Origin of the sequence: Streptomyces roseolilacinus, assembly GCF_014649335.1 — a bacterium.
Lineage (GTDB): Bacteria > Actinomycetota > Actinomycetes > Streptomycetales > Streptomycetaceae > Streptomyces > Streptomyces roseolilacinus.
In genome coordinates, this window is record NZ_BMSV01000008.1 from 89,136 (window position 1) to 115,123 (window position 25,988).

Sequence of the window (25,988 nt, forward strand, 5' to 3'; positions counted from 1 at the left end):
GTGTGGGCATGAAGATCCTCATCAGCGCCGACATGGAGGGCGCCACCGGGGTCACGTGGCCCGCCGACGTCCTGCCCGGCACCCCCCAGTGGGAGCGCTGCCGGGCGATGTTCACCTCCGACGTCAACGCGGCCGTCCTCGGCTTCCTCGACGGCGGCGCGGACGAGGTCCTCGTCAACGAGGCTCACTGGACGATGCGCAACCTCCTCCTCGAACGACTCGACCCGCGCGCCCAGATGCTGACCGGCCGGCACAAGTCGCTCTCCATGGTCGAGGGCGTCCAGCGCGGCGACGTCGACGGCATCGCCTTCGTCGGCTACCACACGGGCGCCGGCAGCGAGGGCGTCCTCGCCCACACGTACCTCGCCAACTCCATCACCGGCGTCTGGCTCAACGGCACCCGCGCCGGCGAGGGATACCTCAACGCGCACGTCGTCGCCGAGTACGGGGTGCCCGTCGTCCTCGTCACCGGCGACGACCTGACCTGCCGTGACGCGCTCGGCTACGCCCCCCGGGCGCGTATGGTCGCGGTGAAAGACCATGTGTCGCGGTACGCGGCGGTCTGCCGCACCCCCGCGCGGACGGCCGCCGACATCCGCGCCGCGGCGAAGGACGCCACGCGTCTCGCCGTACGGTACGAACCGGTGCGGGGCGGTCCGTACACCGTGGAGCTGGAGTTCGACGCGGAGCACCTGGCCGCGGCCGCCACCGTCGTCCCGGGGGTGGCGGTCAGCGGCGAGCGCCGGGTCGCGTACACCAGCGACACGATGTACGAGGCCATCCGCACCTTCAAGGCGGTCACCACGATCGTCTCGGCCGCAGTGGAGGAGCAGTATGGCTGACCGGATCCTTCAGGACCGGGCGCAGGAGCGGTACCCGTCGGACGGGCCGGCCTTCGAGGAGGTGGTGGCCTTCACCTCCGACCTCATCCGGATCGACACGACCAACCGCGGCGGCGGCGACTGCCGGGAGCGGCCCGCCGCCGAGTACGTCGCCGAGCGCCTCGCCGACGTCGGGATCGAACCGCGCCTGCTGGAACGCACCGAGGGCCGCACCAACGTCGTCGCCCGCATCGAGGGCACCGACCCGTCCGCCGACGCGCTGCTCGTCCACGGCCACCTCGACGTGGTCCCGGCCGAGCCCGCCGACTGGACCGTGCACCCGTTCTCCGGCGAGGTCCGCGACGGCGTCGTGTGGGGCCGCGGCGCCGTCGACATGAAGAACATGGACGCGATGGTCCTCGCCGTCGTCCGCGACTGGGCGCGCCGCGGCGTCCGGCCGCGCCGCGACATCGTCCTCGCGTACACCGCCGACGAGGAGGCGAGCGCCGAGGACGGCGCCGGCTTCCTCGCGGACCGGCACGCCGATCTGTTCGAGGGCTGTACCGAGGGGATCGGCGAGTCCGGCGCGTACACCTTCCACGCCGGCCCCCACATGGCCCTGTACCCGATCGGCGCGGGCGAGCGCGGCACGGCCTGGCTCAAGCTGACCGCGCAGGGCAGGGCCGGGCACGGCTCCAAGGTGAACCGGGAGAACGCCGTCACCCGGCTCGCCGCCGCCATCGCCCGGATCGGCGAGCACCGGTGGCCGATCCGCCTCACCACCACCGTCCGGGCCGCGCTCACCGAACTGGCCGCCCTGCACGGCATCGACGCGCCCGACCTCGACGACCCGCACTTCGACGTCGACGCGCTCCTGGCCAGGCTCGGCCCGGCCGCCGCCCTCGTCGAGGCGACCCTGCGCAACAGCACCAACCCGACGATGCTCCACGCCGGTTACAAGGTGAACGTCATCCCCGGCTCCGCCAGCGCGCACGTCGACGGGCGGATCGTGCCGGGCGGCGAGGAGGAGTTCGCCGCCACCCTCGACGAGCTGACCGGCCCCGGCGTCGACTGGGGGTTCCACCACAAGGAGGTCGCCCTGGAGGCGCCGGTCGACTCGCCGACGTACGCCACGCTGCGCGCCGCGATCGAGCGCTTCGACCCGGACGCGCGCGTCCTGCCGTTCTGCATGTCCGGCGGCACCGACGCCAAGCAGTTCTCCCGGCTGGGCATCGTCGGCTACGGTTTCGCACCGCTGAAGCTGCCCGCCGGCTTCGACTACCAGGCGCTGTTCCACGGCGTCGACGAGCGTGTCCCGGTCGACGCGCTGCACTTCGGTGTCCGCGTCCTCGACCACTGTCTCCAGAACGTCTAGCCCTCAGGGGGGGAGCCGTCCATGATGCCCACGGGGCCCTACGGAACGTGGCCGTCACCGATCGACGCGCGTCTCGCCGCGGCGCACGACGGGTCGCCCGAGTACCTCGGCACGGTCGGCGACGAGGTGTGGTGGACCGCGCCGCGGCCCGCCGAGGGCGGCCGCCGCGCGCTGGTCCGCCGCACCGCCGACGGCGCCGAGGTGTCGGTCCTGCCGGCCCCGTGGAACGTCCGCAGCCGCGTCGTCGAGTACGGCGGGCAGCCGTGGGCGGGCACGGCGAGGGACGGCGGCGCCGGGCCGCTCGTCGTCTTCTGCCACTTCCCCGACCAGCGGCTGTACGCGTACGAACCGGACGGCGGCGCCCCGCCCCGCCCGCTCACCCCCGTCTCGGGGACCGGCGGCGGGCTGCGCTGGGCCGACCCGGTCCTCCACCCGGACGGCACCGAGGTGTGGTGCGTCCTGGAGGAGTACACCGGCGAGGGCCCCGGCGACGTGCGGCGCGTCATCGCCGCCGTACCGCTCGACGGGTCCGCGGCGGACGACCGGACCGCGATACGGGAGCTGACCGACGACCGGCACCGCTTCGTCACCGGGCCCCGGCTCTCCCCGGACGGGCGCACGGCCGCCTGGATCGCCTGGGACCACCCGCTCATGCCGTGGGACGGCACCCTCGCGATGACCGGCGAGGTCGTCGACGGCGGCCCGTTCGCCTCCGTCACGCCCGTCGCCGGGGCCGTCGACGAGTCGGTCTGCCAGGTCGACTGGGCGCCCGACGGCTCCCTGCTGTACGCCTCCGACCGCGGCGGCTGGTGGGAGCTGTACCGGTGGTCGCCCGGCACCCCCTCGGCGACCGCGCTGTGCGCGGGCCGCGAGGAGGAGTTCGGCGGGCCGCTGTGGAAGGTCGGCCTGCGCTGGTTCCGGCCCCTCGACAGCGGGCTCGTCGCCGTCATCCACGGCCGGGGCACCACCGCGCTCGGCATCCTCGACCCCGAGACCGGCGAACTCGTCGACGCGGTCGGGCCGTGGACCGAGTGGGCGCCCACGCTCGCCGTCCACGGCAGCCGCGTCCTCGGCGTCGCCGCCGGCCCGCGCAGCGGCTACGAGGTCGTGGAACTGGACACCTGCACCGGCCGCGCCCGCGTCGTCGGCGCCGCCCACACCGACCCGGTCGACCCCGCGTACTACCCCGAGCCGCGGCAGCGCACCTTCACCGGCCCCGGCGGCCGGGAGGTCCACGCCCACGTCCACCCGCCGCACAACCCCGACACGACCGCCCCCGACGGCGAGCTGCCGCCGTACGTCGTGTGGGCGCACGGCGGGCCCACCGGCCGCGCGCCCCTCGCCCTCGACCTGGAGATCGCGTACTTCACCTCCCGCGGCATCGGCGTCGCCGAGGTCGACTACGGCGGCTCCACCGGCTACGGCCGCGCCTACCGCGAGCGGCTGCGCGAGCAGTGGGGCGTCGTCGACGTGGAGGACTGCGCCGCCGTCGCCGAGGCCCTCGCCGCCGAGGGCACCGCCGACCCGGCCCGGCTCGCCATCCGCGGCGGCAGCGCCGGCGGCTGGACCGCCGCCGCGTCCCTGGCCCGCACCGACGTGTACGCCTGCGCCGCGATCAGCTACCCGGTCCTCGACCTGGTCCGCTGGGGCACGGCGGGGGAGACCCACGACTTCGAGTCCCACTACCTGGAGTCGCTCGTCGGGCCGCTCGCCGAGGTCCCCGGCCGGTACGAGGAGCGCTCCCCGCTCCACCACGTCGACCGGATCGACGCCCCGTTCCTGCTGCTCCAGGGGCTGGACGACCTGATCTGCCCGCCGGCGCAGAGCGAGCGGTTCCTGGCCCGGATGGCCGGGCGCGGCGTCCCGCACGCGTACATCGCGTTCGAGGGCGAGGAGCACGGCTTCCGCCGCGCCGAGACACTGGTGCGCGCCCTGGAGGCCGAACTGGCCCTGTACGCCTGGACCTTCGGCATCGACCGCCCCGACGTGCCGCCGCTGGAGATGGGGAAGTGACCCCAGCGTCCCGCGGCCGGGCCCTGTCCCCGCTGACCCGGCCGCCGCGGCTGCGGCCGGGCGCGCGGGTCGCCGTCGTCGCGCCCAGCGGCCCGGTGCCCGAGGAGCGGCTGGCGGCCGGCCTGGACGTGCTGCGCGGCTGGGACCTCGACCCGGTGGCCCTGCCGCACGTCCTGGACCGCCACCCCACCGCCCGCTACCTGGCGGGGACCGACGAGCACCGGGCCCGCGACCTCCAGGACGCCTGGTGCGACCCGGACGTCGACGCGGTGATCAGCGTCCGCGGCGGGTACGGCGCCCAGCGCGTGGTCGACCTGCTGGACTGGGACGCCCTGCGGGCCGCCGGGCCGAAGGTGTTCGTCGGGTTCAGCGACGCGACGGCGCTCCACGAGGCGTTCGCGCTGCGGCTGGGACTGGCCACGCTGCACGGGCCGATGGCGGGGGCGGCCGCCTTCCTCAAGGACGCCGCCACCCAGGAGTCCCTGCGGGCCGCGCTGCTGGACCCCGGGTCGGTGCGGGTGCTCGGCTCGGACGCGGCACGGCCGCTGGTGCCGGGCCGGGCCCGGGGCGTCACCGCGGGCGGCTGCCTCAGCCTGCTCGCCGCCGGGATCGGCACCCCGGACGGGCGGACGTCGCTGCGCGGGGCGCTGCTGCTCCTGGAGGACGTGGGGGAGGAGCCGTACCGGATCGACCGGATGCTGACCCAGCTGCTGCGGGCCGGGCTGCTGGACGGCGTGGCGGGCGTCGCGCTCGGCTCCTGGGAGGACTGCGGGCCGTACGAGGCGGTGCGCGAGGTGCTGCGGGACCGGCTCGGCGGGCTCGGCGTGCCGGTCGTGGAGGAACTGGGCTTCGGCCACGGCACGCCCGCGCTGACCGTCCCCCTCGGTGTCCCCGCCGTACTCGACGCGGACGCCGGGACGCTCACACCGCGGACGCCCGCCCTCCGCTGACGTGCGGGGGCGGGCGTTGCGGCGGGGCGGGGTCAGCCGGCCGAGCGGATCGCGGCGTAGCCGGGGCGGACGACCTCGTCGATGATCCGGCGGCGCTCCGGCAGCGGCAGGAACGCGGCCTCGACGGCGGCGACCGTGAACTCCTCGAACACCTCCGGGCCGTAGCCGAAGGCGTCCGCCGTGTGCTGGAACTCCTCGCTCATGGTGGTGCCGGACACGAGCCGGTTGTCCGTGTTCAGGGTGACGCGGAAGCCCAGGCGGCGCAGCAGGTCGATCGGGTGCGAGGCGTAGTCCTTCGCGGCGCCGGTCTGGAGGTTGGAGGTCGGGCAGACCTCCAGGGCGATGCGGTTGTCGCGGACGTACGCGGCGAGGTGCCCCAGCGTGCCGTCGGCGGCGATGTCGTCGGTGATCCGCACGCCGTGGCCGATCCGCTCGGCGCCGCACACCTGCACGGCCTCGTGGATCGACTCGGCGCCGACCGCCTCGCCCGCGTGGATGGTGAAGTGGCAGTTGTGCCGCTTGAGGTGCTGGAAGGCGGGCAGGTGGCGGGAGGGCGGGTTGCCGATCTCCCCGCCCGCGATGTCGAAGCCGGCGACGCCGCGGTCGCGGTGCGCGACGGTCAGCTCGGCTATCTCCAGGGAGCGGTCCGTGTGGCGCATCCCGGTGAGCAGGGTGCCGACGGTGATCCGGCCCCCGGTCCGGCGCTCGCCCTCGCGGAAGCCCTCGTTGACGGCCTCGACGACCTCGTCCAGCGTCAGCCCGGCCGCCAGGTGCTGCTCGGGCGCGTAGCGCACCTCGGCGTAGACGACCCCGTCCGCCGCCAGGTCCTCGGCGCACTCGGCCGCGACCCGGAACAGCGCCTCGCGGGTCTGCATCACCGCGCAGGTGTGCGCGAACGTCTCCAGGTACCGCTCCAGCGAACCGGAGTCGGCGGCGTCGCGGAACCACACGGCCAGCTCGGCCGGGTCCTCGGTCGGCAGGCCGGCGTACCCGCACGCGCGGGCCAGCTCGATGATCGTGGCGGGGCGCAGGCCGCCGTCCAGGTGGTCGTGGAGCACGGCCTTGGGGGCCCGGCGGATCCAGTCCGCGACGGAGACGGTCGAGGCGAGGTTGTCAGACAAGTGCATGACGGGAGTGTAGGGCACCCCGGCGGCGGGCGCCGTGACCCGCGCGACAGCCCCGGCCGCCCCGCCCGGCGGGCGCTCAGTCGGACTGGAGCACCGGCAGCGCGGGCGCGCCCGTGGGCAGCATGTGCTTCGCCGCCAGGACCGGGGTCTCACCCACCCGCACCACCTGCGTGACCAGCACCGCGGGCGTGTCCGCCGGCCGGTCCAGCTGCTCCCCGCGCCGCCGGCCCAGCAGCGTCGCCGTCACCGCGCTGTGCGCCCCCAGCGCCACCCCGCGCGACGCCCCCACCAGCACGGCCAGCATCGACGTGCCCCCCGCCGCCTCCCGCCCCGCCTCCCGCAGGGCCGCCGCGAACGCCGGGTGGACGCGCTCCAGCACCTCGTCGGGCGCCGCCCACTCCTGGCTGAGCGCCGCCGCGGTGCCCTCCGCCGCCAGCAGCGACTCCCAGAACCGCAGCTCGGCCCGCACGGGGGCGAGCAGGTGCTGCGCGGTGAAGTCCGTCGGCTCCTCCACGGTCCGCAGCAGCGCCCGCACCCGGGCGGGGGCGCCCGCGCCGAGCAGCTCCTCCAGGGGACGGACGTGCTCGAAGCCGCGCCGGGGCGGCCGGTCGTTGACGGTGCGGCCCACGCCCCGGCGCACGGACAGCAACCCGTCCTCCTGGAGCAGCAGCAGCGCCTCGCGCAGGGCGGGACGGCTGACGCCCAGCTCGGCGGCGAGGCGCGGCTCGGACGGCAGGGTGGAGCCGGGCGGGTACGCGCCGGCGTGGATCGCGTCGACGATCCGCTCGTACAGCACCACGACCGGACGCCTCCGCTCCGCACCGACCACCGCTGTACCTCCCTGGCTCGCCCGTCCGCCGATCCACCGCACGGTATGCCGCGCGCCGCCCACCAGGCAATCCATACTTGTCTGACAAGCTTGGGCCGGGTGGTGATCACGGCCTACGCTGGCCTGATGGCCGACGTCCGCACCCCGCACCCCCCGTACCTGACCGCGGGCCCCCGCGTGGGCCTGCGCCCCTTCCGGTACGAGGACGCCGAGGAGTTCACCGCCCGGGCGCGGGAGAGCGAGGACCTGCACCGGCCGTGGCTCTTCCCGCCCGGCACCGCCGCCGCGTACGCCGACTACGCCCGCGCGCTCCTGGAGGACCCGGCCCGCCTCGGGTACCTGGTCTGCCGTCGCGACGACGGCGGCATCGCCGGGTTCGTCAACATCAACAACATCGTCCGGGGCTCGTTCCAGTGCGGCGCCCTCGGGTACGGCGCCTTCGCGCACGCCGCCGGGCGCGGCCTGATGAGCGAGGCCCTCGCGCTCGTCCTGCGCCACGCCTTCGGCCCCCTGGGACTGCACCGGCTGGAGGCCAACATCCAGCCGGGCAACGAGCACTCCCTCGCCCTCGTGCGCCGGGCCGGATTCCGTCACGAGGGCTACTCCCCGGCGATGCTCCGCGTCGACGGGGAGTGGCGCGACCACGAGCGCTGGGCGATCACCGCCGAGATGCCCCTCCCGCCGGTCGGCGCCCCCCGCCGCTGACCTCCGCGGGGGCCGGACCGGTCACGTACGGGGCCGCCGCCCCCGTTCCCCGGGGCCCGGCGGGCGGGGCCGCCGTCCCCGGGGCGCCCCTCGGTCCGGTTCCGGGCGGGCGGGTTCCGGCAAGATGGGGGCGGAAAGCCCCCGCCCGGGGCGGCACGAGGAGAAGATCGCCCGCCATGACCGCCAAGTCCCCGCCGTTCGACGAGCTCGACCGGAAGATCGTCGCGACCCTGATGGAGAACGCCCGGGCGAGTTTCGCCGAGATCGGCGCGAGCATCGGCCTGTCGGCCACCGCCGTCAAACGCCGGGTGGACCGGCTGCGGAAGACCGATGTGATCACCGGATTCCGGGCCACCGTCCGCCCCGCCGCCCTCGGCTGGCGCACGGAGGCGTACATCGAGGTGTACTGCGACAGCGCTGCGCCGCCCAGGCGCCTCGCGGAGGTGGCGCGCAAGTACCCGGAGATCGCGGCGGCCATGACGGTGACCGGGGCCGCCGACGCCCTCCTCCACATCAGGGCCACCGACGTGGAGCACTTCGAGGAGGTGCTGGAGCGGATCCGCAGCGAACCCTTCATCCGCAAGACGATCAGCTACATGGTGCTGTCCCACCTGCTGCCGGAGAGCCCGGAGGCGGGGGCCAGCGAGTCCGCGCCGGACGCCGCGTCCCGCGACGCGACGAGCCGCGCAGCAAACCTGCTCTGAGGCGCCGAACCGCGCAGCATTCCTGCGTATGCGCGCAGCTCCCCTTCCTTGTCCGGCGTGCCGGCCGCTTCCTACGGTGAGAGCGTCCCCGATCGTCACCGCAGGAAGCGGAGGAATCCCCCGTGCCCGTAGGACGTGCCCCGCTCGGCCGCACCCCGAGTCGCAGGCGCTATCTGATGTGCGAGCCGCGCCACTTCGAGGTGCGCTACGCCATCAACCCGTGGATGGACACGGACGCACCGGTCGACCCCGCGCTCGCCCGCGACCAGTGGGGGAACCTGGTCCAGGCGTACCGCGACCACGGCCACACCGTCGAGACCGTCGCCCCGGTGGAGGGGCTGCCCGACATGGTGTTCGCGGCCAACGCGGCCCTCGTCGTGGACGGCCGCGTCTTCGGCTCGTCCTTCCACGCGCCCGAGCGGCGCCCGGAGTCGGCGGCGTACGAGGCCTGGTTCAAGGCGGCCGGTTACGACGTCCACGTCTCCGGGCCGGTCTGCGAGGGCGAGGGCGACCTCGTCCCGGCCGGCCGCTTCGTCCTCGCGGGCACCGGCTTCCGCACGGAGAGGGCCGCCCACCGCGAGGTGCAGGAGTTCTTCGGCAGGCCCGTGATCAGCCTCGACCTGGTGGACCCCCGCTTCTACCACCTGGACACCGCGCTGTTCTTCCTCGGCGAGGAGGACGGCGAGGACGGCGGGGCGGGTGACATCGCGTACTACCCGGCGGCGTTCTCCCCGGGCAGCCGCGAGGTCCTCCGGCGGCTGTACCCGCACGCGGTGATCGCCACCGAGGAGGACGCCCTGGCGTTCGGCCTCAACTCCGTGTCCGACGGCCGCCACGTCTTCGTCGCCCCGCAGGCGCACGGCCTCATCGACCAGCTCGCCCACCGTGGATACGTCCCCGTCCCCGTCGACCTCTCGGAGTTCCGCAAGGCCGGCGGCGGCATCAAGTGCTGCACCCAGGAGATCCGCTGATGACCAGCCCCACCACCGTCCCCGCGCCCCGGTCCGCCTCCGAGACCCGTTCGTCGGCGGAGCTGATCCGCGCCGAATCCCCGGTCGTCGCGCACAACTACCACCCGCTGCCCGTCGTGGTGGCCCGGGCGGAGGGCGCCTGGGTCGAGGACGTCGAGGGCCGCCGCTACCTCGACATGCTGGCCGGCTACTCCGCCCTCAACTTCGGCCACCGCCACCCGGCGCTCGTCGAGGCCGCGCGCCGCCAGCTCGACGAGGTCACCCTCACCTCGCGGGCCTTCCACCACGACCGGCTGGCCGGTTTCGCCGAGCGGCTGGCCGAGCTGACCGGCCTCGACACGGTGCTGCCGATGAACACCGGCGCCGAGGCGGTGGAGAGCGCCGTCAAGGTGGCCCGCAAGTGGGCGTACGAGGTCAAGGGCGTCGCCCCGGACCGGGCGACCGTCGTCGTCGCCGACGGCAACTTCCACGGCCGCACGACGACGATCGTGAGCTTCTCGACGGACGAGACGGCCCGAGCCGGTTTCGGGCCCTTCACCCCCGGCTTCCGCGTCGTCCCGTACAACGACTTCGCCGCGCTGGAGGCGGCCGTGGACGAGACGACGGCGGCCGTGCTGATCGAGCCCATCCAGGGCGAGGCCGGCGTCGTCATCCCCGACGACGGCTACCTCACCGGGGTCCGCGAACTCACCCGCCGTGCGGGGTGCCTGTTCATCGCCGACGAGATCCAGTCGGGCCTGGGGCGCACCGGCCGCACGCTGGCGGTCGAGCACGAGGGGGTGGTCCCGGACGTCCTGCTCCTGGGCAAGGCCCTGGGCGGCGGCATCGTCCCGGTCTCCGCGGTGGTCGCCCGCCGCGAGGTGCTCGCCGTCCTGCGGCCGGGTGAGCACGGTTCGACGTTCGGCGGCAACCCGCTGGCGGCGGCGGTCGGTTCGGCGGTCCTCGACCTGCTGGCCACCGGCGAGTTCCAGCGGCGGGCCGCCGAACTGGGCGAGGTGCTGGACCGGGGCCTGGCCGCGGTCACCGGCGCGGGCGTCACGGGCTACCGGGCCCGCGGGCTGTGGGCGGGCGTGGACATCGACCCCGCGATCGGCACGGGGCGGGAGATCAGCGAGCGCCTGCTCGCCGAAGGCGTGCTGGTCAAGGACACCCACGGGTCCACCATCCGGCTGGCGCCGCCGCTGACCATCACGGAGGAGGAACTCCGGACCGCGCTCGCGGCCCTGGAGAAGGTCCTGTCGGCGTAGCCCTCCGGCACGGGCCGGCCCCCGCCGCACGGCCGGGCCGGCCCGCCGGGGCCGGGTCGTCACCGCGCCCTCACCGCCGGCGCCGACGGCCCGGTCCCACCGCGCCGCACCCCCACCGCCGCGCCCCCACCGGTCCCCGCGCGGCGTGCGGTCGCGAGGGCCCCGCCGGTCCGTCGACGTCCAAGGACCGGCGGGGCCCGTTCCGCGCCCGGAGGCCCGGCCCCACCCGTCAGGCGGTGCGCCGGTCCACGTACTCGAAGACGGAGCCGTCCGGGTGGATCGCGATCAGGTTGCGGCCCACCGGGGTGGGCACCGGGCCGGCCAGGACCTTCGCGCCCACCTCGGTCAGCGTCGTGTGCGCCGCGTCCACGTCGGCCACCGCGATCGTCGCCGTGACCTTGCGCAGCACCTCCAACTCCGACTCGGGTCCGCTCATCAGCAGGAAGCAGCCGACCGCGGCGACGCGGACCCCGCCGCGCTCGAACCGCAGCGCCTGCGCGCCCGTGAGCCGTTCGTAGAACTCCGCCGCGGCGTCCAGGTCGTCGACGCAGACGCGCAGTGTGGTACCGAGGATCTCCATGCCGCCCAGGGTAGTTGGGTCGGATCACACCCGGCAGAGGATCTCGCCGTGCGGCACGGTGAACCAGCCGTCGTCGCTGCGCCCCCACTCCCGCCACCCCTCGGCGACGGCCGCCAGCCGCTCCGGCGTCGTGTGGCCGCCCTCCACCGCCTGCCGCGCGTACCCCGACTCCGTCGTGCGGTCCGCCCACAGCGCGCTCCACCAGGCGCGGTCCCCGGGGGTGGCGAAGCACCACGCCGCGGCGCTCGGCGTGACGTCGGCGAACCCCGCCCGCCGGGCCCACGACAGCAGCCTCCGCCCGGCGTCCGGCTCACCGCCGTTGGCCCGCGCCACCCGCCGGTACAGCTCCTGCCACTCCGTCAGCGCCGGCACCTCGGGGAACCAGGTGAACCCCGCGTAGTCGCTGTCGCGTACGGCGACGACCCCGCCGGGGCGGCACACCCGCCGCATCTCGCGCAGCGCGCCGACCGGATCACCCACGTGCTGGAGCACCTGGTGGGCGTGGACCACGTCGAACGTGTCGTCGGGGAAGTCCAGCGCGTGGGCGTCCGCCACCGCGAACACGACGTTGTCCAGGCCCCGTTCGGCCGCCACCGCCCGCGCCTGGTCCAGCACGCCGGCGGACGCGTCCACCGCCGTCACCCGGCCCGGCGCGACCCGCGCGGCCAGGTCCGCCGTGATCGTGCCGGGGCCGCACCCCACGTCCAGCACGTCGAGGCCGGGGCGCACCTCGCCCAGCAGGTACGCCGCCGAGTTCTCCGCCGTGCGCCAGCGGTGCGAGCGCAGTACCGACTCGTGGTGCCCGTGCGTGTAGACGACGTCCTTCATCACCCTGCTCCGTCTCCCTCGGGAAGGTCAGGGTGGCGACGCTACGGCACCCCGCCGCATCGCGAGACGCCTTTCTCGCCATGTGGACAGTCGGTGTGCGGTTGTTAACCGCCCGGACCTCCGGGTACCCGGGCTCGCATGATGAAGAAGACACCGCGGTCCCGGCAGCCGGTGCGGGCGGCAGCCGCGGCGCTCGGGGGTGCCCTGCTGGCCGCCCTCGTCACGGCGGTCCGCCGGCGCGCCGCCCGCACCGCCGAACACCACCCGCCGCGCCCCCCGCGACCGGAGCCCGCCGGACCCGGCGCCGAGGCGGACGACGTACGCGTCGTCGCCCCCGGGACCCCGCCCGCCCCGGTCGCGCCGCCCGGACCGCCCACCGACCCGGAGACACCGCACCACCGAGCCTGAACCCCACCCCATCCACGGGAGGCCCAGTGACCACCCAGCCGCGGCGCCGCCCGCGCGTCCTCATCGTCGGAGCCGGTTTCGCCGGCTACCAGACCGCCCGCGAACTCTCCCGCACGCTGCGCGGCCGCGCCGAGATCGTCCTGCTCAACCCCACGGACTACTTCCTCTACCTGCCGCTGCTGCCCCAGGTCGCCGCCGGCGTCCTGGAACCCCGCCGCGTCACCGTGTCCCTGCCCGGCACCCTCCGCCACGTACGGCTCGTCCTCGGCGAGGCCGGACGCGTCGACCTCGAAGCGCGCAAGGTCCACTTCACGGACCCGGAGGGCACGGAGGGCGAACTCGGCTACGACCGGCTGGTCCTCGCCGTCGGCAGCGTCAGCAAGCTGCTGCCCATCCCGGGCGTCGCGGAGAACGCCACCGGCTTCCGCGGCCTGCCCGAGGCGCTCTACCTGCGGGACCACGTCACCCGCCAGGTGGAACTCGCGGCGTCCGCGGCGGACCCCGCCGAGTGCACCTCGCGCTGCACCTTCGTCGTGGTCGGCGCCGGCTACACCGGCACGGAGGTCGCCGCCCACGGGAAGATGTTCACCGACGCGCTGGTGCGCAAGCACCCCGCCTGGCCGAAGGACGTACGGCCCCGCTGGATGCTCCTGGACGTCGCCGACCGCGTCCTGCCCGGACTCGACAGGCGCCTGTCCGACACGGCCGACCAGGTGCTCCGCTCCCGCGGCGTCGACGTCCGCATGGGCACCTCCGTCAAGGAGTCCACGTCCCGCGGCGTCCTGCTGGACAGCGGGGAGTTCGTCGAGACGCGCTCCCTCATCTGGTGCGTCGGCGTGCGCCCCGACCCGCTCGTCTCCCAGCTCGGACTGCCCGTCGAACGCGGCCGACTGGTCGTCACCCCGCAGCTGGAGGTGCCGGGGCGGCCGGGCGTCTTCGCGTGCGGCGACGCCGCCGCCGTACCGGACCTGCACCGGCCCGGCGAGTTCACCCCCATGACGGCGCAGCACGCGTCTCGGCAGGGCAAGGTGGCCGCCCGCAACGTCGCCGCCTCCCTCGGCGTCGGCGACCCCGCCCCGTACCGGCACAGCGACCTGGGCTTCGCCGTCGACCTCGGCGGGGTCAAGGCCGCCGCCAACCCGCTCGGCGTCCCCCTGTCGGGGATCGTCGCCGGGGCCGTCACCCGCGGCTACCACCTGGCCGCCATGCCCGGCAACCGGGTCAGGGTGGCCGCCGACTGGCTGCTCGACGCCGCGCTGCCCCGCCAGGCCGTGCAGCTCGGCCTGGTCCGCTCCTGGCAGGTCCCCCTCGACACGGCGTCACCCGAACTGGCCAAGACCGGCCCCGGCCCCCGCGAGGAGTGACATGGAACCCGAGGAACTCACCGAACTCGCCCAGCAGCTGCGCGCCGACGCGGTGCGCGCCTCGGACGCGGCCGGATCCGGCCACCCCACGTCCTCCATGTCGGCGGCCGACATCGCGGCCGTCCTGCTCGCCCACCACCTGCGCTACGACTTCGACCGCCCCGACCACCCGGCCAACGACCGGCTCGTCCTCTCCAAGGGCCACGCCTCGCCCCTGCTGTACGCCCTGTACCGGGCCGCGGGCGCCGTCGACGAGGACGAACTCCTCACCTACCGCACCCTCGGCAGCCGCCTGGAGGGCCACCCCACGCCCCGGCTGCCCTGGGTGGACGTGGCGACCGGCTCCCTGGGGCAGGGCCTGCCCGTCGCCGTCGGCATGGCCCTCGCCGGGCAGCGCCTGGACCGGCTCCCGTACCGCGTGTACGTCCTGTCCGGCGACAGCGAGATGGCGGAGGGCTCGGTCTGGGAGGCCGTCGAGCACGCCGCGTACCACCACCTCGACAACCTCACCCTCGTCGTGGACGTCAACCGGCTGGGCCAGCGCGGCCCCACCCGCCACGGACACGACCTGGACGCGTACGCGCGCCGCCTCCACGCCTTCGGCTGGCACATCGTCGAGGTCGACGGCCACGACGTGCGGGCCCTGGACGCCGCCTTCGCGGAGGCCCGCTCCACCACCCGGCAGCCCACCGCGATCCTCGCCCGCACCCACAAGGGCCGCGGCGTCGAGGCCGCCGAGGACCGCGAGGGCCTGCACGGCAAGCCCCTGCCGGACGCCGGGTCGGCGATCGCCGAACTCGGCGGCGTACGGAACACCCGCGTCCGGGTCCAGGCCCCGCCGGACGGCGAGCCGCCGGCCGTGCCGCGGGACACCCGGCCCGAGCTGCCGCGGTTCGACGTGGGCGACGAGGTCGCCACCCGCACGGCGTACGGGCACGCGCTCGAAGCGGTCGGCTCGGCCCTGGGCCGGGTCGTCGCCCTCGACGCGGAGGTGAGCGACTCGACGCGGACGGAGTTCTTCGCGAAGGCCCACCCCGACCGGTACTTCGAGTGCTACATCGCCGAACAGCAGCTGGTCGCCGCCGCGGTCGGCCTGGCCGCGCGCGGCTACGTGCCGTACGCGTCGACGTTCGCCGCGTTCCTCACCCGGGCCCACGACTTCATCCGGATGGCCGCCGTCAGCCGCGCCGGCATCAATCTCGTCGGCTCGCACGCCGGTGTCGCCATCGGCCCGGACGGCCCGTCCCAGATGGGCCTGGAGGACCTGGCGATGCTCCGCGCGGTCCACGGCAGCACCGTCCTCTACCCGTGCGACGCCAACCAGACGGCCCGCCTCGTCGCCGCCATGGCCGACCTCGACGGCATCCGCTACCTGCGCACCACCCGCGGCGACCTGCCCGTCCTGTACGGGCCCGACGAGGAGTTCCCGATCGGCGGGAGCAAGGTGCTGCGCCGCCACGACGGGGACAAGGTCACCGTCGTCGCGGCGGGCACCACCGTCCACGAGGCCCTCAAGGCCGCCGACGTGCTGGAACGCGACGGCATCCCCGTCCGCGTCATCGACCTGTACTCGGTCAAGCCCGTCGACGCGGACACCCTCCACGAGGCCGCCGGGCAGACCGGGTGCCTGCTGACGGTCGAGGACCACCACCCGGAGGGCGGCCTGGGCGACGCCGTCGCCGAGGTCTTCGCGGACGGCCGCCCCGCCCCCCGGATGGCCCGGCTGGCCGTGCGGAACATGCCCACCTCGGCCGCCCCGCAGGAGCAGCTGCACGCGGCGGGCATCGACGCCGAGTCCATCGCCGCCGCGGTGAAGCTCCTCGTCGAGCGGGTGATCGCCCCCTGAGCCGCCCCGCGGCGGTGCGGGGCGCCGACGGCCTCACGGCCGTCGGCGCCCTTCTCCGTCCTCCCCGTCCCCGCATCCGGCGAGCCCCGCACCCGGCGAGCCCCGCACCCGGCGGGCCCCGCACCCGACCCCCGCGCACGCACGGCGAAGACCCGCACGATCAAGCAACCAAGGCCCCTCCCACCACCAAGGCCCCTCCCACCACCAAGGCCCTCGCACGGCGAAGGCGCCCGTCCGCGCGGAGGGCTGACGGGCGCCCCGGTCCTGTATAGCCCGCACCGGCCGCCGACGGCCGGCCGGTCGGCTCACATGGTGGCCGCTTCGGTCTCCTTCTCGTCGTACGGCCAGCGCAGCAGCGCGCCCAGCCCGCCGACGGGCAGGTCGTCCTCGATCTCCGGCCGTACGCGCAGCACGTCCGCGCCGGTGGCCAGCGCCGACCTCAGCAGCGCGTCGTCCGCCCGCGCGGGCAGCGGCTCGGTGTCGCCCAGGTACTGCGTCTCCGTACGCCGCACCGCCACCTGGTCCGGCTGGGCGCCCACCCACACCTGGCGGTGCGCGTCGGGCCCCTCGGGCCGTATCAGCAGCTCCGCGATCCGGTGCTCACGGGCCGCCTCGACCAGCGCGGGCACCCCCTCGGCGGCGGACGCCCCGGCCGCGCTCGCGCCCTCGGCGGCGCGGGCGGCCCGGAACCGGTCCAGTTCCGCCTCGGCGGTACGCCGCAGGAACGCCTCCTTGGCGGCCCGCACGTCGTCGTCGAGCCGCTCCCGGCGCGCGCCGGCGGCCCGGCCGCCGTGCTCGCTCTCGACCACGTCGGCCGTCAGGGCGGCGGGCAGCCGCTCGTGGACCGAGCGGCGCTCGCGGACGTCGCCCGCCAGGACGACCAGGTCGACGCCGAGCCCCGGCACGGCGTCCGCGACCGCGTCGGCGATCTTCTGCGCGTTCTCCTCCCAGGTGTTCTCCACGCTGAGCTGGAAGTGGCGTTCGGACCAGGCGTTGCTCGACGTGCGGTGCAGCGGCCAGTCCCGGCCCTGCACCTGCCCGGCCGGCACCGCCCCGATGGGGCTGCGCAGCTCCAGGTCGGCACCGGTCCGGTCGATGTAGGCGACCAGGCACACGGGTTCCTGCGCCGCCAGGTCCAGCAGCGGCCCCAGCCGGGGCAGCGCCGACCAGTACACCTGGGACGGCGCGAGCGGCCGTACGGCCAGCGGCGGGTCGAGGACGACCTCGCCGTGCGTGGCGAACACCGCGCGTCCGGCCTCGCCCGCGGGGCGCGGCCAGTCGGACAGCGCCTCGTGGACGGCCCGCACGGTCGCCTCGTCGCAGCCCTGGGCGGCGAGTTCCTCGCAGGCGTTGCGCGCCGTGAGCTCCTGGCGCCACTGGGCGGACTCGTCCATCCGTGACGTGTCGAGGTACACGCTCGCCCAGGGGCCCGGACGGTCGTAGAGACTGGTCAGAAAGGCGAGTTGCATGGCTCCCTCCCGGAGGCCGGAATGTCCGTCTCGCCCGAGTACCCGTGGGCCCGGCCGCCACACGGGTGCGCTGCTGTCGCGTGGACCGGCGTCCCCGCACAGAGTGGAAGTCCGACACGACGCGGAGGTGACCCATGTCCGGCAGCCCGCTCCTCGACCGGCACGCGGAGGCGCTCGACCTGTTCTCGTCGCGCGTCCACGCGATCAGGGGGGACCAGTGGGACGCGCCCACCCCGTGCAGCGAGTGGTCCGTCCGCGACCTGGTCAACCACCTGGCCGGCGAGCAGATGTGGGTCGTCGACCTGGTGCGCGAGGGGCGGACCGTCGCGGAGGTCGGCGACCGGTACGACGGCGACGTCCTCGGTGACGACCCGGTCGCCGCGTGGGACCGCGCCGCGGCGGCGGCGCGGGACGCCTTCCGCGAGGAGGGCGCCCTGGACCGCACGGTCAGCCTGTCGTCCGGCGACACGGCGGCCACCGCCTACTGCTCCCAGATGACGGCGGACGCGGTGGTCCACTCCTGGGACCTGTCGCGGGCGATCGGCGCGGAGGAGCGGATCCCGCCGGCGCTGGTGGACTTCGCCCTCCAGGAGTTCGCCCCGTACGCCGACTCGCTGCCCTCCTCGGGCCTCTTCGCCGACCCGGTACCGCCGGCGCCGGGCGCCGACGCGCAGACGAAGCTCCTGAACTCGCTGGGCCGCCGCCCCTGAGAGGGGAACGGCGGCGGTGGGGTGATGCCGGCGCCGCGCACCGGGCCCGTGGGGCGCGGTGCGCGGCCGGGGCGGTCAGGCGGCCCGGGCGCCGGCCTTGCGGAACTCCTCGGTGAACGCCGAGCAGAAGGCGGGCAGGTCGTCCGGCTTGCGGCTGGTGACCAGCGTGCCGCGCCCGTCGTCGGAGACGACGACCTCCTCGTCGACCCACTCGCCGCCCGCGTTGCGGATGTCCGTGCGGAGGCTCGGCCACGACGTGAGGCGCCGCCCGCGCAGGACGTCCGCCTCGACGAGGGTCCACGGCGCGTGGCAGATCGCCGCGACCGGCTTGCCGGCCTCGAAGAAGCCGCGGACGAAGGCCACGGCCTTCTCGTCCATGCGGAGCGCGTCGGGGTTGGCGACGCCGCCCGGCAGGACCAGCGCGTCGTAGTCGTCCGGCGACGCCTCGTCGACCGTCCGGTCGACGGGGAACGTGTCGGCCTTGTCCAGGTGGTGGAACGCCTGGATCTTCCCCGGCTTCGTGGAGACGAGCTCGGGGGAGTCCCCGGCGTCGGTCACCGCCTGCCACGGCTTGGTGAACTCGACCTGCTCCACGCCCTCGGGCGCCATGAGAAAAGCTATGCGCACGATGAGTGCCCCTTCCTCGTCCTCATACGGTTTCGGTGTTGGGTTCCGCCCTGCTGATGTCCGCGAGGGCCGACTCCGGGTCCTGCGAGATCGCCAGGTCCCCGAGGCTGACCACGCCGAGCGGCCGGCCGTCCTCGACCACCGGCAGCCGCCGTACGGCGTGCCGCCGCATCAGCCGCACGGCGGTCGCCACCTCGTCGTCCGGACCCACGCACACGGGGTCCGGGGTGCACACCGTCTCGGCGTTCACGGTCAGCGGGTCGGCGCCCTCGGCGACCGCCCGTACGGTGATGTCCCGGTCCGTCACCACCCCGACGAGCAGGTCCCCGTCGGCGACGAGCACGTCGCCGATGTCCTGCGCCCGCATCAGCTGGGCCGCCTCGACCAGCGAGGCGTCGGGGCGGACGGCGGCGACGCCCGCCGTCATGACCTCTCTCACGAGCTGTGCCACGGCTGTCGTCACTCCCTCCGTCGCCCCTCGTCGTCACCTGCGGTGCAGGGCGACTGCCACGTCCTGCACGCTGCGGTACGTGCGGTCCCCGGGGAGGTCCTCCACACGTTGCGCGAGCGGATCGGGGGCGTGCCGCTCCCGCAGGACGCGCAACAGGTCTCCCCGGTGCGCCGGGAACGGGGTGCGGGCGAGGTGCCGGGCCAGTTCCAGGCGCAGCGCCTCGAACGTGTCGCCCGGTACGCGCCCGTAGGCCAGGTCCGGGTCGTCGTCGGCCACCGGCTCGGGGTCGTGCCACTCCTCCGTCCGAGTGGGGTGGCCTGACCGGAGCAGCCCTTCGAGCTGGTGCTTCATCGCGTCGTCCTGACGCCGGCTGAGCCGGTCGCTGCCTCGCTGCATGGCGCCCTCCCAGGTGCGCTGGTGTCGGTCGCCGGGCGGGTACCCGACGCGGCCGCCGCAAACCCCGCAGGTCGCCGCCCGCCGGTTTGAGCGCGAGGGGGCAGGGGACTCGCCGCTGCGGCCGACCGGGTTCGGACGGAGGGACGGGCGATGGACGTGACGGCCGTACTGATCGCCGTGCTGCTGCCGCCCGCGATGCTCGCGGTGGTCATGGCGATGGCGGGCTACGAGGACCTCGTCCTGCCGGCCGACCCCACCGACCCGGCGACCGAGGCGAAGGACCCCGCGACGGCCGAAGGAGGCGACACCCCCCTGCCCTGAACGCCCGGCGCCCGAGGCGAAGGGGCGCGCCCGCGCCCAAAGGAAGAGCGTCCACCCCACACCCGGCGAGCAAACCGGCGGCTTGTCCGACTGTGGCCCTGCAGCTCCCGCCCTGTGCCCGGCGCCTGAGGCGAAGGGGCGCGCCCGCGCCCAAAGGAAGAGCGTCCACCCCACACCCGGCGAACAAACCGGCGGCTCGTCCGACTGTGGCCCTGCAGGCTCCCACCCTGTGCCCGGCGCCTGAGGCGAAGGGGCGCGCCTGTGCCGAAAGGGAGAGCGCGCGCAGCCCCCGACGAAGGAGGGGGCGAGCACGGTCGACCGTCGGCACAGGCTCCCAGCGCCCCGGAGCCGAAGGCGCCCCCAAAAAAGGGGGGCGAGCACGGTCGACCGTCGGCGCAGGCTTTGCCGCCCCGGAGCCGAAGGCGCCCAAAAAAGGGGGGCGCCTCACCCGAACGGCGCAACACCGTCCCCCCGGTCGCCACCCCGCCGCACCCGTTCCCCACGTCCTCGGGGTGGCGTGCCGGATCTGCGGGTATACCGCGGCGCGCATCCCGAACCGACCGGTGGGGCCGGTGGCCGCCGCCGCCTTGGTCCCGTCCTGCGCGGGCCGTTCCGGGTGATCGGTCGGAGAGTGGGTTCAAGGCGTTTGCCACCGCGGGCCCCGGGCAGGCGCATCTCGTGCTTCGGACCGGAGGCACGCCCGTGGGAGCGGACCGCCGCTCCGGGCGTGCGTGTCCACGTCCGGTCCGAGCGGAGCTTCCCGGGGTGACAGCCAACCGTCAGCGCCGTTCAGGGAGCTGAGAACCACATGCCTACGCTCGCTCACACGAAGCATCCGCACGATGACGCCCCCGACACCGCCGAGGCGTTCCAGCGTCTGGCGACGTTGCCGCCCGGGGAGGAGCGGGACCGGCTGCGCCAGGACATCGTGAGCGCCTGGTTGCCCATGGCGGACCGGCTGGCCGGCCGGTTCCGCAACAGGGGCGAGGCGCTGGAGGACCTCAAGCAGGTCGCCGCGCTCGGCCTGGTCAAGGCGGTCGACCGGTACGACCCCTCGCGCGGCGCGGCCTTCGAGAGCTTCGCCGTGCCCACCATCACCGGTGAGATCAAGCGGCACTTCCGGGACCACATGTGGACCCTGCACGTGCCGCGCCGGGTCCAGGACCTGCGCGGCCGGGTCCGCACGGCCTACCAGGAGCTCTCGCACTCGGTCGGCGGCCGTGCCCCGACGGTGGCGGAGATAGCCAGGAAGGCGGGGATGACGGAGGAGGAGGCCGTCGCCGGCCTGGAGGCCCTCGACAGCTTCACCGCCCTGTCGCTCGACGCCGAACTGCCCGGCACGGAGGACGGCTACACCCTCGTCGACGCGTTGGGCGGGCCCGATCCGGCCCTCGACGTGGTCGTCGACCGGGAGGCGGTCAAGCCGAGGCTCCGCACGCTGCCGGAGCGCGAGCAGAAGATCCTCTACATGCGGTTCTTCCGCGACATGACGCAGAGCAGCATCGCCGAGGACCTCGGCATCTCCCAGATGCACGTCAGCCGCCTCATCAGCCGCTGCTGCAGCCGGCTGCGCGAGGACATCATGCGGGACGCCGCGTAGGCCGCCCGGTGCCACCGCCCGCATCCGGCCGCCTCCCCACCGAAACGCCCTGCGGGCCCCCGTGGCGCCCTCGGTCCGGCGGGCTCCTAGGCGGGTGGGCCCGGGCGGCGCATGGCCAGTCCGACGTGGCGGGACAGCGCGTCGGCGGCCTGGGCCTCCGCCATCGAGAACGCCCGCCGCGCCCGGGTGCGCAGCAGGGTCAGGACGCCCAGCACCTCCGGCCCCGTGGCGCCACCCGTCGCGGCGGCGTCGCCGACGACCGGCAGGCACAGCAGCGAGCTGACCTCGGCGCGTACCAGCACGGCCGCCCCGCCGGGGTCCGTACCGAGCGCCAGGGCGTCCTCGGGGCGCACCTGGAGCGAGGCCGATCCACCGGCCGCGACCTCCGTGACCAGGGGGCAGTCCGCCGGGTCCTGGTCGAGGAGCGTTTTCGCCAGCGCGCCGTCGTCGGGTGGCCCGAGTACCATCGCGCGGCGCGCCGGACCGGCGGGCCCGTCCGCCGCGAGGTCGGCGATCACCCAGTCCGCGAACCGCTCGTGCAGCACCCGCGCCGCCGCCTCCAGGGCGCCCCGCGCGTCTCCCGGGGTGGTGCGCAGCAGGGCCGTCGCGACGGCGTCGACCAGGTCCAGCGTCCCGGCCCGTTCGGTGACCTCGGCGAGGTCCGGCGCGCTTCCCAGCCGCCGGCTCCGCCCGCGCGCCCCGGCCGGCGCCGTGGGGAGCGCCGCGTCCCCCGTGGCGGAGGAGCGCCGTCCGATCCCGGCGGGTCCGGTCGGTCCGGCGCCGGCGGCGCCGGGCTGGAGGACGACCGCGACGGTCTGCTGCGGCTCCCCGGGGAGGATCAGCGCGGCGAGCGTGGCCCGCACCGGCTCCTTCGGCCGCTGCTGGAGCCGTACCGTCAGGCTCCGCCCGCCCTCGCCGCGGGCGGTGGCGGCGACCTGCGTGCGGAACGGCGCCCGGTCGCCCGGGGTGAACAGCGCGGACAGCGGGCGGCCCGTGGCGTATCCGGCCCGGACGCCGGTGAGCGTCGTCGCGGCCAGGTTCATCCGCCGGACGACCGTGTCCCGGTCGACCAGCGCCACGGGCAGCGGCAGCCGTTGGAACACCGTCTTCAGCAGCTGGCGTTCCTGCCGTTCCGCGGACGTGCCCTCCGGGGCGCGCGCCGCCAGCCGCTCGTAGCGGGGCCACAGGGTCTCCGCCGCGTGCTGGAGTTCGAAGAGGGCGGCGTCCAGCACGCCCCGCTGCTCCTCCGGCGGCAGGGCGCGGGCGCTGCGCAGTTCCGCCACCCGGCGGACGAAGTCCGCGAGGTCCTCGCCGAACGCGCCGGTCTCGCTCATCCCAAGGCCCCCGCTCCGCCCGGCATCTCCACCCCGGCTCCCGCTCCAGCACCGCACTCCGGAGCGCACACCCGCGTGCGCCCTTCGGTCGTATGCCCTGTTGTCCGCATATCAGCACGGTAACCGCGCACCCGCCCCGCCACGCTGCACCGTTTCACCGGACGCGCAGCGGGCAGCCGCACCCCGGAAGGAGATGCCGCCCCCATGCTGATCGAGCCCGAGTACGAAGCACCCGACTCGGCGTTCGCCGTCCGCCGGCTCCAGCGGCTGGCCGAGCAGTGCGTCCGTTCCGTCCCGGCCTGTTGCGGCGCGGTGGCGACCCTCGGCGACGAGGAAGAGGGGGAGCAGGGCGAGCGCCGCACCACCGCCACGCACCCGGACCTCGCCGTCCTCGTCGGCGTCCAGCTCGACTCGGGCGACGGGCCCATCAGGGTGGCCCTCGACAGCGGCGAACCCGTCGTCGCCGGGGACCTGCTCCATGACGAGCGGTGGCCCGCCTACCGCGCCGCCGCCCTCGGCGCCGGGGTGCGCTCCAGCGTCACGCTGCCGTTCCACCGCGCCGGTGTGCTGGTCACCCTCAACCTGTACGGCTTCCGCCCCGGCTCCCTGGCCAACGCCGCGCGCGGCCCGGCGGCCGTCCTCGGCGAGGAGGCCACCGCGGGCCTCGTCCGCGACCGCCGCTACCGCGCCGCCCTCACCGAGGTCGGCCAGCTGGAGTCCGCGCTGCGCTCCCGGCCCGTCATCGACCAGGCCGGCGGCATCGTCATGCACGTCCTCGGCTGCGGCGTCGAGGAGGCGTACGCCGTGCTGCGGCGCGTCTCCCAGCTCACCAACCGCAAGCTCTCCGACGTGGCCGCGCAGGTGGTGCGGACCCGCGGCCGGGGGCTGGAGAAGGAGCTGGCCCGGCTCGCCCCGCCGCACGCGGCCGCCCGCTCCCCGAACGGCGAAGCCCCGTGAATCTCCGTATAAAGGGTTCGGGTCCGCAGACGTACGGGAGGTCCTGGTGACGCGCAGCCCTTCTTCCGGGCATTCCCACGGGCACGGGCAGGTGCGCTACGCCCCGCCCGCCCCCGACACCGGTCTCCCCGTCGTCGAGGAGCTCGCCGGGCTGCTGGCGGCCGCCGCCTCCCGGCCCGACCCCGAACCCCCGGGCGGCGGCCCCGTCCTGCGCGAGGCGGCCTGCGGCTACTGGTCACGGCGGGGCCTGCGCTGCCACCCCGAGGACCTCGCCGCCTCGCCCGGCACCGGGCCGCTGCTGACCGCGCTGCTCGCCGCGCACGGCGGCGACGTGCTGATGCCGCGCCCCTGCCCGCTCTCCTGGCCCCCGCAGGCCCGCCTCCTCGGCCTGCCCGCCTACCACGTGCCGACGCCCGCCGAGTGCGGCGGGGTCCCCGACCCGTACGCCCTGCTGGAGACCGTGCGGCGGGTGCGCGCGGAGGGCGGCCGCCCCGCCGTCCTGCTGCTCAGCGTCGCCGACGACCCCACCGGCACCGTCACCCCGCCCGAACTCGTCCGCGAGGCGTGCGAGGCGGCCGTCGGGGAGGGCCTGCACGTCGTCAGCGACGAGACCTGGCGGGACACCGTGCACCGGCCGCACGACACCGTCTTCGTCAGCCCCGCCGAGATGTGCCCCGACGACGTCACCGTCCTGTGCGACCTCGCCGGCGCCGTCACCCCCGCCGCCTGGCCGGCCGCCGTCGCCCGCTTCCCCGCCGGCCCCGCCGGCGCCGCCCACCGCGCCCGCACCCTCGACGTGCTCACCGCGCTCGGCGCCGACCTGCCCGGCCCGCTGGCCGCGGCCGTCGCCCACGCCCTCGACGAGCCGGAGGCCGTCACCGCGCGGAACGCCGCCGCGACCGCCCTCCACGCCCGCGTGGCCGCCGAGGCGCACCGCACGGTGCTCGCCGCCGGGGCCCTCGCCCTGCCGCCCGAGGCCGGCCGCCACCTGTACGTGGACCTCGACCCGTTCCGCGGCCCCCTCGCCGCACGGGGCGTCACCGACTCCATCGAGCTGGAGGACCACCTGTCCGCGCGCCTCGGCGCCCCCGTCCCCGGCGGCCACCGCTTCGGCGACGAACTCGGCGCCCTGCGCGTCCGCCTCGCCACCACGCCGCTGCTGGGCGCCACCCAGGCCGAACGGCTGGAGGCCCTCACCGCCGACGACCCCCTCGACCTGCCGCACGTGACGGGGGCCCTGGAGGCCCTGTCGGCCGCGCTCCGCGAGGTCACCCCGCGCGCGGACCGTGCCGAGACCGCCGGAGGAGCCCGCAGATGACGGACGGCACGCCCACCGAGCTCACCGCCCCCTCCGCGCCCCCGGGGCGCGGCCCGGCCGTCCGGCCGGTGCCCCGGCCGCTGGGCGAGATCCGCGCCTGGCCCCGTTCCTTCGCCGGCCGGCTCACCGCGCCGCTGCCCGGCGTCCGCGCCTTCGCCCGCCTGGTCCGCGAGGGCTCCGCCGCCGTACGCCCCGGCAGCGACGGCCTGCGCGACGTCCCCCGGCTGCCGTTCGCCCCCGGCCCGCTGCCCCCCGCCGACCCGGACACGGTGGCCGTCACCTGGGCGGGCCACGCCAGCTGGATCGTCCGCGTCGGCGGCCTCACCGTCCTCACCGACCCCGTGTGGTCCCGCCGCATCCTCGGCACCCCGCCCCGCGTCACGCCCGTCGGCGTCCGCTGGGAGGACCTGCCGCCCGTCGACGCGGTCGTCATCAGCCACAACCACTACGACCACCTGGACGCGTCCACCCTGCGCAGGCTCCCGCGCGCCACGCCGCTGTTCGTCCCGGCCGGCCTCGGCCGCTGGTTCCGCCGCCGCCGCTTCACCACCGTCACCGAGCTCGACTGGTGGGAGTCGGCCGAGCTGCGCGGCGTCCGCTTCGACTTCGTCCCGGCCCACCACTGGTCCAAGCGGACCCTCACCGACACCTGCCGTTCCCTGTGGGGCGGCTGGGTCCTCGGCGACCACCGGAGGCGGGTGTACTTCGCCGGAGACACCGGCTACGGCCACTGGTTCCGCCGCATCGCCGACCGCCACCCCGGCATCGACCTGGCGCTGATGCCCATCGGCGCGTACGCCCCCCGCTGGTGGCTCGGCGACGTCCACACCGACCCGGAGGAGGCCGTCCGCGCCTTCCAGGACCTCGGCGCCCGCGTCATGGCCCCGATGCACTGGGCGACCTTCGTCCTGTCCTCCGAACCGGTCATGGAGCCCCTGACCCGCCTCCACGCCGCCTGGGGGGCCGCGGGCCTGCCCCGCGACCGCCTCTGGGACCTGGCGGTCGGCGAGTCCCGCGTCCTGGAGTGACCGCGCCCC

General features: G+C 75.7%; 26 protein-coding genes. 17 read left to right on the forward strand and 9 right to left on the reverse strand.

Features of this window, described 5'->3' with window-relative positions:
• Nucleotides 1-8: 8 nt before the first annotated feature.
• Genes IE106_RS20185 through IE106_RS20200 form a run of 4 tightly spaced genes read left to right on the forward strand, consistent with a single transcriptional unit; the run spans nt 9 to nt 5,159 of the window.
• Entirely contained in the window at nt 9-842 is an 834-nt protein-coding gene (locus tag IE106_RS20185) for a M55 family metallopeptidase (RefSeq protein WP_189536058.1), read from the forward strand.
• Entirely contained in the window at nt 835-2,196 is a 1,362-nt protein-coding gene (locus IE106_RS20190; RefSeq protein WP_189536060.1) for a M20/M25/M40 family metallo-hydrolase, read from the forward strand. Before IE106_RS20185 ends, IE106_RS20190 begins: the two co-directional genes overlap by 8 nt.
• Before the next feature lie 21 nt (nt 2,197-2,217).
• Nucleotides 2,218-4,209: a S9 family peptidase gene (locus IE106_RS20195; RefSeq protein WP_189536062.1), complete on the forward strand. Its 1,992-nt coding sequence runs from the start codon at nt 2,218-2,220 to the stop codon at nt 4,207-4,209.
• On the forward strand, nt 4,206-5,159 hold the full coding sequence (locus tag IE106_RS20200) for a S66 peptidase family protein (protein WP_189536064.1): 954 nt from the start codon (nt 4,206-4,208) through the stop codon (nt 5,157-5,159). The genes IE106_RS20195 and IE106_RS20200 overlap by 4 nt, the downstream gene beginning before the upstream one ends.
• Nucleotides 5,160-5,191: 32 nt before the next feature.
• Here the strand turns inward: IE106_RS20200 and IE106_RS20205 are convergent, their stop codons facing one another.
• Nucleotides 5,192-6,286, reverse strand: a complete 1,095-nt coding sequence (locus IE106_RS20205; RefSeq protein WP_189536066.1) for an adenosine deaminase — start codon at nt 6,284-6,286, stop codon at nt 5,192-5,194.
• A 76-nt stretch (nt 6,287-6,362) separates the two neighbouring features.
• Nucleotides 6,363-7,115, reverse strand: a complete 753-nt coding sequence (locus IE106_RS20210) for a GntR family transcriptional regulator (RefSeq protein ID WP_229840624.1) — start codon at nt 7,113-7,115, stop codon at nt 6,363-6,365.
• Nucleotides 7,116-7,241: 126 nt separating this feature from the next.
• Here IE106_RS20210 and IE106_RS20215 point away from each other — a divergent pair, with 126 nt between their 5' ends.
• The 4 genes from IE106_RS20215 (at nt 7,242) to rocD (ending at nt 10,742) form a co-directional block, all read left to right on the forward strand.
• On the forward strand, nt 7,242-7,820 hold the full coding sequence (locus tag IE106_RS20215) for a GNAT family N-acetyltransferase (RefSeq protein WP_189536071.1): 579 nt from the start codon (nt 7,242-7,244) through the stop codon (nt 7,818-7,820).
• 176 nt (nt 7,821-7,996) lie between these two features.
• Complete coding sequence (locus IE106_RS20220) at nt 7,997-8,524, forward strand: Lrp/AsnC family transcriptional regulator (protein WP_189536073.1); 528 nt, start codon at nt 7,997-7,999, stop codon at nt 8,522-8,524.
• A 176-nt stretch (nt 8,525-8,700) separates the two neighbouring features.
• Nucleotides 8,701-9,495 carry a dimethylargininase gene (ddaH, locus tag IE106_RS20225; RefSeq protein ID WP_189536539.1) on the forward strand — a complete coding sequence of 265 codons (795 nt, stop codon included), beginning with the start codon at nt 8,701-8,703 and terminating at the stop codon, nt 9,493-9,495.
• Nucleotides 9,495-10,742 (forward strand): ornithine--oxo-acid transaminase, encoded by a 1,248-nt coding sequence (gene rocD, locus IE106_RS20230; RefSeq protein ID WP_229840625.1) that lies wholly within the window; start codon nt 9,495-9,497, stop codon nt 10,740-10,742. Before ddaH ends, rocD begins: the two co-directional genes overlap by 1 nt.
• 229 nt (nt 10,743-10,971) lie before the next feature.
• On the opposite strand, the gene IE106_RS20235 is transcribed toward rocD, so the two are convergent.
• Together IE106_RS20235 and IE106_RS20240 are read right to left on the reverse strand one after the other, a co-directional pair.
• The gene (locus IE106_RS20235) at nt 10,972-11,322 is read right to left on the reverse strand and encodes a VOC family protein (RefSeq protein WP_189536075.1); all 351 of its coding nucleotides are present in this window, start codon (nt 11,320-11,322) and stop codon (nt 10,972-10,974) included.
• A gap of 24 nt (nt 11,323-11,346) precedes the next feature.
• Entirely contained in the window at nt 11,347-12,150 is an 804-nt protein-coding gene (locus IE106_RS20240) for a class I SAM-dependent methyltransferase (protein WP_189536077.1), read from the reverse strand.
• A 138-nt stretch (nt 12,151-12,288) separates the two neighbouring features.
• Here IE106_RS20240 and IE106_RS20245 point away from each other — a divergent pair, with 138 nt between their 5' ends.
• Genes IE106_RS20245 through IE106_RS20255 form a run of 3 tightly spaced genes read left to right on the forward strand, consistent with a single transcriptional unit; the run spans nt 12,289 to nt 15,768 of the window.
• Nucleotides 12,289-12,558 (forward strand): hypothetical protein, encoded by a 270-nt coding sequence (locus IE106_RS20245; RefSeq protein WP_189536079.1) that lies wholly within the window; start codon nt 12,289-12,291, stop codon nt 12,556-12,558.
• A gap of 26 nt (nt 12,559-12,584) precedes the next feature.
• Nucleotides 12,585-13,922 (forward strand): NAD(P)/FAD-dependent oxidoreductase, encoded by a 1,338-nt coding sequence (locus IE106_RS20250; protein WP_189536081.1) that lies wholly within the window; start codon nt 12,585-12,587, stop codon nt 13,920-13,922.
• A 1-nt stretch (nt 13,923) separates the two neighbouring features.
• Nucleotides 13,924-15,768 (forward strand): transketolase, encoded by a 1,845-nt coding sequence (locus IE106_RS20255; protein ID WP_189536083.1) that lies wholly within the window; start codon nt 13,924-13,926, stop codon nt 15,766-15,768.
• Nucleotides 15,769-16,073: 305 nt separating this feature from the next.
• Here the strand turns inward: IE106_RS20255 and IE106_RS20260 are convergent, their stop codons facing one another.
• Nucleotides 16,074-17,237, reverse strand: a complete 1,164-nt coding sequence (locus tag IE106_RS20260; protein ID WP_189536085.1) for a baeRF2 domain-containing protein — start codon at nt 17,235-17,237, stop codon at nt 16,074-16,076.
• A gap of 134 nt (nt 17,238-17,371) precedes the next feature.
• Between IE106_RS20260 and IE106_RS20265 the strand changes: the two genes are divergently transcribed.
• The gene (locus IE106_RS20265; RefSeq protein ID WP_189536087.1) at nt 17,372-17,947 is read left to right on the forward strand and encodes a TIGR03086 family metal-binding protein; all 576 of its coding nucleotides are present in this window, start codon (nt 17,372-17,374) and stop codon (nt 17,945-17,947) included.
• 75 nt (nt 17,948-18,022) lie between these two features.
• Here IE106_RS20265 and IE106_RS20270 read toward each other — a convergent pair whose 3' ends face one another.
• The 3 genes from IE106_RS20270 to IE106_RS20280 are packed head-to-tail and all read right to left on the reverse strand — an operon-like array spanning nt 18,023 to nt 19,421.
• Nucleotides 18,023-18,574: a type 1 glutamine amidotransferase domain-containing protein gene (locus tag IE106_RS20270; RefSeq protein WP_189536089.1), complete on the reverse strand. Its 552-nt coding sequence runs from the start codon at nt 18,572-18,574 to the stop codon at nt 18,023-18,025.
• A 22-nt stretch (nt 18,575-18,596) separates the two neighbouring features.
• Entirely contained in the window at nt 18,597-19,025 is a 429-nt protein-coding gene (locus tag IE106_RS20275; protein WP_189536091.1) for a CBS domain-containing protein, read from the reverse strand.
• Nucleotides 19,026-19,058: 33 nt separating this feature from the next.
• Nucleotides 19,059-19,421: a DUF2795 domain-containing protein gene (locus IE106_RS20280; protein WP_189536093.1), complete on the reverse strand. Its 363-nt coding sequence runs from the start codon at nt 19,419-19,421 to the stop codon at nt 19,059-19,061.
• A gap of 150 nt (nt 19,422-19,571) precedes the next feature.
• Here IE106_RS20280 and IE106_RS20285 point away from each other — a divergent pair, with 150 nt between their 5' ends.
• Complete coding sequence (locus tag IE106_RS20285; protein WP_189536095.1) at nt 19,572-19,742, forward strand: hypothetical protein; 171 nt, start codon at nt 19,572-19,574, stop codon at nt 19,740-19,742.
• An 808-nt stretch (nt 19,743-20,550) separates the two neighbouring features.
• Nucleotides 20,551-21,342 carry an RNA polymerase sigma factor SigF gene (locus IE106_RS20290; protein WP_189536097.1) on the forward strand — a complete coding sequence of 264 codons (792 nt, stop codon included), beginning with the start codon at nt 20,551-20,553 and terminating at the stop codon, nt 21,340-21,342.
• An 86-nt stretch (nt 21,343-21,428) separates the two neighbouring features.
• Here the strand turns inward: IE106_RS20290 and IE106_RS20295 are convergent, their stop codons facing one another.
• Nucleotides 21,429-22,676, reverse strand: coding sequence for a PAS domain-containing protein (locus tag IE106_RS20295; protein ID WP_189536099.1), 1,248 nt, complete (start codon nt 22,674-22,676; stop codon nt 21,429-21,431).
• A gap of 204 nt (nt 22,677-22,880) precedes the next feature.
• On the opposite strand from IE106_RS20295, the gene IE106_RS20300 reads away from it, so the two are divergent.
• The 3 genes from IE106_RS20300 to IE106_RS20310 are packed head-to-tail and all read left to right on the forward strand — an operon-like array spanning nt 22,881 to nt 25,979.
• Nucleotides 22,881-23,633, forward strand: a complete 753-nt coding sequence (locus tag IE106_RS20300; RefSeq protein WP_189536102.1) for an ANTAR domain-containing response regulator — start codon at nt 22,881-22,883, stop codon at nt 23,631-23,633.
• A gap of 46 nt (nt 23,634-23,679) precedes the next feature.
• A complete protein-coding gene (locus tag IE106_RS20305) occupies nt 23,680-24,951 on the forward strand; it encodes an aminotransferase class I/II-fold pyridoxal phosphate-dependent enzyme (protein ID WP_189536104.1) in 1,272 nt (423 codons plus the stop codon).
• Nucleotides 24,948-25,979: an MBL fold metallo-hydrolase gene (locus tag IE106_RS20310; protein ID WP_189536106.1), complete on the forward strand. Its 1,032-nt coding sequence runs from the start codon at nt 24,948-24,950 to the stop codon at nt 25,977-25,979. The genes IE106_RS20305 and IE106_RS20310 overlap by 4 nt, the downstream gene beginning before the upstream one ends.
• Nucleotides 25,980-25,988 lie beyond the last annotated feature (9 nt).